Consider the following 4,547-nt stretch of genomic DNA (forward strand, 5'->3'; position numbering starts at 1 on the left):
GTGATGAGGACGACGACGCCCACCGGCGTGAACTGGAAGATACCGAGCGAGCGCCCCAACAGTTGCTGTGCGAGGCCGCTCGCCAGCAGGTTCGTGGAGGTACCGATAAGGGTGAGCGTGCCGCCGAGCATGGCCGCGTAGGAGAGCGGAATCATCAGTTTCGACGGCGACGTGTTGCCCCGATGGGCGAGGTCCGAGGCGAAGGGCACGAGCAGGGCGACGACCGGCGTGTCGTTGATGAACCCCGACACGGACCCGGCGATGCCGACCGTCGCGAACACCTGTCTGAACTGGCTGTCGCCGACGACACCCGCGACGCGATGGCCGAGCAGTTGTACCGCGCCCGTTTGGCGCACGCTCTCGCTGAGGATGAGCATGGCGAGGACCGTGATCGTCGCCTCGTTGGAAAACCCGGAGAGTCCCTCCGTCGGCGACACGCGTGTCCAGTGGCCGAACACCATCAGGAGGACGAGGATGATGAGCGCCGTCACGTCCACTGGAAACAACTCGGTGACGAAGAGGACGAACGCGAGGAGGATGATTCCCAAGACGACGAGCATACTGTTCGTTATCGGTGGAATTTGAACTCCTGTTTGAAGCGGAACCAACATTCATACACCTCCGTGGACGCGCCGCACCGCTCACGTGCCACCCCACTGTTCATTCGACGGAACCGGACAAATCCCTACCTCAATCGTTCACAGTGTGACGACAAAATCCATCGAGCAGGCTCGTTGGTGTATCGTGGCGTCCGCGTACCGGGGGAAATCGATTGAAGTCCATCGCCGTCGAATCCCACGACGATGGACGATTCGATCCTCATCCCGACTGACGGCGCGGAGACGACGGACGCGGCCATCGAGCACGGGTTACGACTCGCGGCGAAAACCGGCGCGACGGTCCACGCGCTGTACGTCATCGACATGCCGCAACTGGGCGTGGCGAACGCCGACGAGGGGCTTTCCGGCCTCGTCGATCTGCTCGAAGAGGAAGGGAAAGCGGCGACGGCCGCAGTCGCCGAGCGCGCGCGCGAGTACGACGTCCCGGTGACGGAAGCGATGGAGGCGGGCGTTCCCTTCCGGGAAATCCTCGACTACGCCGACGACCACGACGTCGGCCTGATTTCGATGGGGACCGGCAAACACGGTCGCCTCGAATCCTACGTCGTCGGAAGCACGGCGCGCAAAGTGAGTCGGCTCTCGGAGTGTCCCGTCTTGACGGTTCGGACGACGGACGAACCGACGACGACGGAGTACGAGAACGTCCTCCTTCCGATCGACGGAACCCAAGGATCGGAGCGAGCAATCGACGAATGTGCCGAGTTCGCCGCCGAGTACGACGCGTTCGTCCACGTCCTCTACGTCATCGATTCGCGGGTCGCCCGGTCGGGGTCGCTCATGGAACTCATGGAGAGCGAGAGCAAGCGCGCCTGCGGTGACGCCGTCTCGCGGGTCACGAGCGAGGGCGCACAGGCCAGACAGGAAACCCGTCACGGACGCCCCGCCGAGCAAATCCTCGACTACGTAGACGACCACGACGTAGACTGCATCGTCATGGGCACCCACGGTCGAACCGGCATCGACCGGTTCGTGATGGGAAGCGTGGCCGAGACGGTACTCCGACGGGCGACGATTCCCGTGCTCACCGTGCGCGATTCGGGCGAGGAGTGACCGCGCCGATTCGTTTTTATCCCATCACATTGACGGTTCGGTAATGACCGATTTGGCAACCAAGAGCGGATTCCAATCCTTTGGGCTCACCACGCTCTTCGTCTTCGGTCTCGGAGTCGTGACGTTTCTTGCCGGGAATTTGACGCTTGCAGTTGTGTTTTGGATACTCATGGTTCTCCCAGTCACGCTGTCTATTGTATCAAGAGATTGGGGGGATGACGAACGATCCGCTCGTTTCACGGACACTCGATACGACGAGTCGAAACGAAATTCACCGGAATCGTCTTTTCCAGAGTCGTCGCGTCCCACACACGCGACGGACGAGGCACTCGCCTATCTCCGCCGTCGGTACGCCGACGGAGCGGTTAGCGAAGCCCAATTCGAACGCGGCATCGAACGACTGCTCGCCGCCGAGGGAAGCCAGGACGAGGCGGTCGTCGCGCTCCGGAACCGGTACGCTCGCGGCGAACTCACCGACGAGCAGTTCGACCGGAAGTACGACCGACTGCGAGCGACGAGCACCGTCGAAAATGCCGAAGAATCGATCAAACGGGGCGCGTTCTCCAGGAACGAGTACGAGACGGAATCGTGACGAATACGCGACGGAGTCGTAAGTTGTTACGAGACGACAAGACATATAGCCAATCGTTTCGACCGTCTCTCATGGCCGGAATTCACATCGTCATTCCGTGGTTCCTCGCGATTCCGCTCGCCGTTATCTGTGCCGTTTGGATATATCGAGACGCGAAAGGCCGCGGTATGGAGACGGCAGACATGTGGGCCGTCGGCATGTTTCTCGCCTTTTTCATCCCGCCGCTCATCGGTGCCATCATCGTCTACGCCTTCTACCTCCGGAAACGGAAGCCACGGCGTGGGCATCCCTACGCGGTGCCCGGGGAGTAACGAACCCGTGTCGAAGTGGTGTTGATTCGAGTGTGCGACGGTTTCTCCCGGTCGGGCAATCCTTATCCTCCATCCCGGAAAACCTCGGGTCACCATGTCGAACTCGGACCACGAAATCTATCCGATGCCGCTGTTTCCGCAGTTGACCGTCTCGAACGTCGAGGAATCCACGGCGTGGTACGAGACGCTGGGATTCGAGGTCATCTACTCGATGCCCGTGATGTCCCACGTTCGGTACCGCAAGTATGCCGACATCATGCTCGTCGCGGAACGGGACAACGGGGACGAGGAATCCGCGTCTGCAGACGCGGATTCCTCGCAAACACCCGCTCGCGGCCGCGGCGTCGTCACGTACATCACCGTCGAGGACGAGTCCGTCGACGACGTGACGAATCGGGCCGAGGAGAACGGAATTGAGATTTCCGTCCCGCCCCACGAGACGAACTGGAACACGCGCGAAACGACGGTTCACGACCCGGACGGCTACGAACTCGTTTTCTCGGAGCGGGCCGAGGTAGGAAGAGAGTTGGATGAGGTTATGGGGTCGGTCGAGGAGTAGTACTGTGCCGTCGAACGACACGCCTTTCCTGCCGCCCGAGAAATCCACGGGCATGGACAGAAAGCGGGAGCTTTCGAGCATCGACCTCGCCGCGGTCTCGCGGGAGTTGAACTCCTTCGAGGGTGCGAAGGTCGATAAAGCGTATCTCTACGGCGACGACCTGTTACGCCTGAAGATGCGCGATTTCGACCGCGGTCGCCTCGAACTGCTCGTGGAAGTGGGCGAGATAAAACGCGCCCACACAGTCGCACCGGAACACGTCCCGCCCGCGCCGGGCAGGCCGCCGAACTTCGCCATGATGCTCCGAAACCGCCTTTCGGGGGCGGACTTCGCGGGCGTCGATCAGTTCGAGTTCGACCGCATCCTCCAGTTCCACTTCAAACGCGAGGACGGCGACACGACCATCGTCGCGGAACTGTTCGGACAGGGCAACGTCGCCGTGCTGGACGAGAACAACGAAGTCATCGACTGTCTCGACACCGTGCGGCTCAAATCCCGTACCGTCGCGCCGGGGTCCCAATACGAGTTCCCCAGTTCGCGGGTGAACCCGCTCGACATCGACTACGAGGAGTTCGAGTTCCGGATGAACGACTCGGACACCGACATCGTGCGGACGCTGGCGACGCAACTCAACTTCGGCGGCCTGTACGCCGAGGAAGTGTGTACCCGTGCGAGCGTCGAGAAGGCGAAGGACATCGCGGACGCGACCGAGGAGGAGTACGAACGCGTCTTCGCCGCTATCGAACGACTCAAAGAACCGCTGGAGACCGGCGACTTCGACCCGCGCGTCTACTACGAGGACGACGTGCGCACCGACGTGACGCCGTTCCCGCTCGAAGAGTACGAGGACAGGGACTCGGAGGCGTTCGACTCGTTCAACGCGGCCGTTGACGACTACTTCACCAACCTCGATCTCTCCGAGAACGAGGACGCGGGCGAACCGCAGAAGCCGGATTTCCAAGCCCAGATCGAGAAACAACAGCGCATCATCGACCAACAGGAGGGCGCTATCGAGGGCTTCGAACAGCAGGCGGACGCCGAGCGCGAGAAGGCCGAACTGCTGTACGCCAACTACGGCTTCGTGGACGAAATCCTCTCGACGGTGCGGAGCGCCCGCGCCGAGGACACGCCGTGGGCCGACATCGAAGCGCGGTTCGAGGAAGGTGCCGAGCGCGGCATCGAACAGGCCGAGGCCGTGCAGGGAATCGACCCGAGCGAAGGAACCGTCACGGTTCGAATCGACGACACCGACGTCACGTTGTTCCCGGACGACGGCGTCGAGAAGAACGCCAACCGCCTCTATCAGGAGGCTAAGCGAATCGAGTCCAAAAAGGAGGGCGCGTTGGCCGCCATCGAGGATACCCGCGAGGAGTTGGAGGAGGTCAAACAGCGCGCCGAGGAGTGGGAAGCCGAAC

Annotated in this window: 6 protein-coding genes; 5 read left to right on the forward strand and 1 reads right to left on the reverse strand. The window is 61.9% G+C overall.

The features are described 5' to 3' along the window. Positions 1–560, reverse strand: a 560-nt coding sequence (locus WBV42_RS00030; RefSeq protein WP_423984224.1) for an SLC13 family permease, incomplete at its 3' end; no start/stop codon positions are given. A 243-nt stretch (positions 561–803) separates the two neighbouring features. Between WBV42_RS00030 and WBV42_RS00035 the strand changes: the two genes are divergently transcribed. The 5 genes from WBV42_RS00035 to rqcH all read left to right on the forward strand — a co-directional run. Beyond that, entirely contained in the window at positions 804–1,670 is an 867-nt protein-coding gene (locus WBV42_RS00035; protein ID WP_423984225.1) for a universal stress protein, read from the forward strand. 43 nt (positions 1,671–1,713) lie between these two features. Then, on the forward strand, positions 1,714–2,262 hold the full coding sequence (locus WBV42_RS00040) for an SHOCT domain-containing protein (RefSeq protein ID WP_423984226.1): 549 nt from the start codon (positions 1,714–1,716) through the stop codon (positions 2,260–2,262). A 71-nt stretch (positions 2,263–2,333) separates the two neighbouring features. Continuing rightward, complete coding sequence (locus WBV42_RS00045; protein ID WP_423984227.1) at positions 2,334–2,573, forward strand: hypothetical protein; 240 nt, start codon at positions 2,334–2,336, stop codon at positions 2,571–2,573. A gap of 94 nt (positions 2,574–2,667) precedes the next feature. Next, on the forward strand, positions 2,668–3,132 hold the full coding sequence (locus tag WBV42_RS00050; protein WP_423984228.1) for a VOC family protein: 465 nt from the start codon (positions 2,668–2,670) through the stop codon (positions 3,130–3,132). A gap of 52 nt (positions 3,133–3,184) precedes the next feature. Next, on the forward strand, positions 3,185–4,547 hold a 1,363-nt coding region (gene rqcH, locus WBV42_RS00055), incomplete at its 3' end, for a ribosome rescue protein RqcH (protein WP_423984229.1).

Source organism: Haladaptatus sp., assembly GCF_049589095.1.
Classification (GTDB): Archaea; Halobacteriota; Halobacteria; order Halobacteriales; family Haladaptataceae; genus Haladaptatus.

Bases quoted from the DNA above. Each gene is read 5' to 3' on its own strand.
- WBV42_RS00035 (WP_423984225.1), top strand. From the start codon at position 804: ATGGACGATTCGATCCTCATCCCGACTGACGGCGCGGAGACGACGGAC.
- WBV42_RS00040 (WP_423984226.1), top strand. From the start codon at position 1,714: ATGACCGATTTGGCAACCAAGAGCGGATTCCAATCCTTTGGGCTCACC.
- WBV42_RS00045 (WP_423984227.1), top strand. From the start codon at position 2,334: ATGGCCGGAATTCACATCGTCATTCCGTGGTTCCTCGCGATTCCGCTC.
- WBV42_RS00050 (WP_423984228.1), top strand. From the start codon at position 2,668: ATGTCGAACTCGGACCACGAAATCTATCCGATGCCGCTGTTTCCGCAG.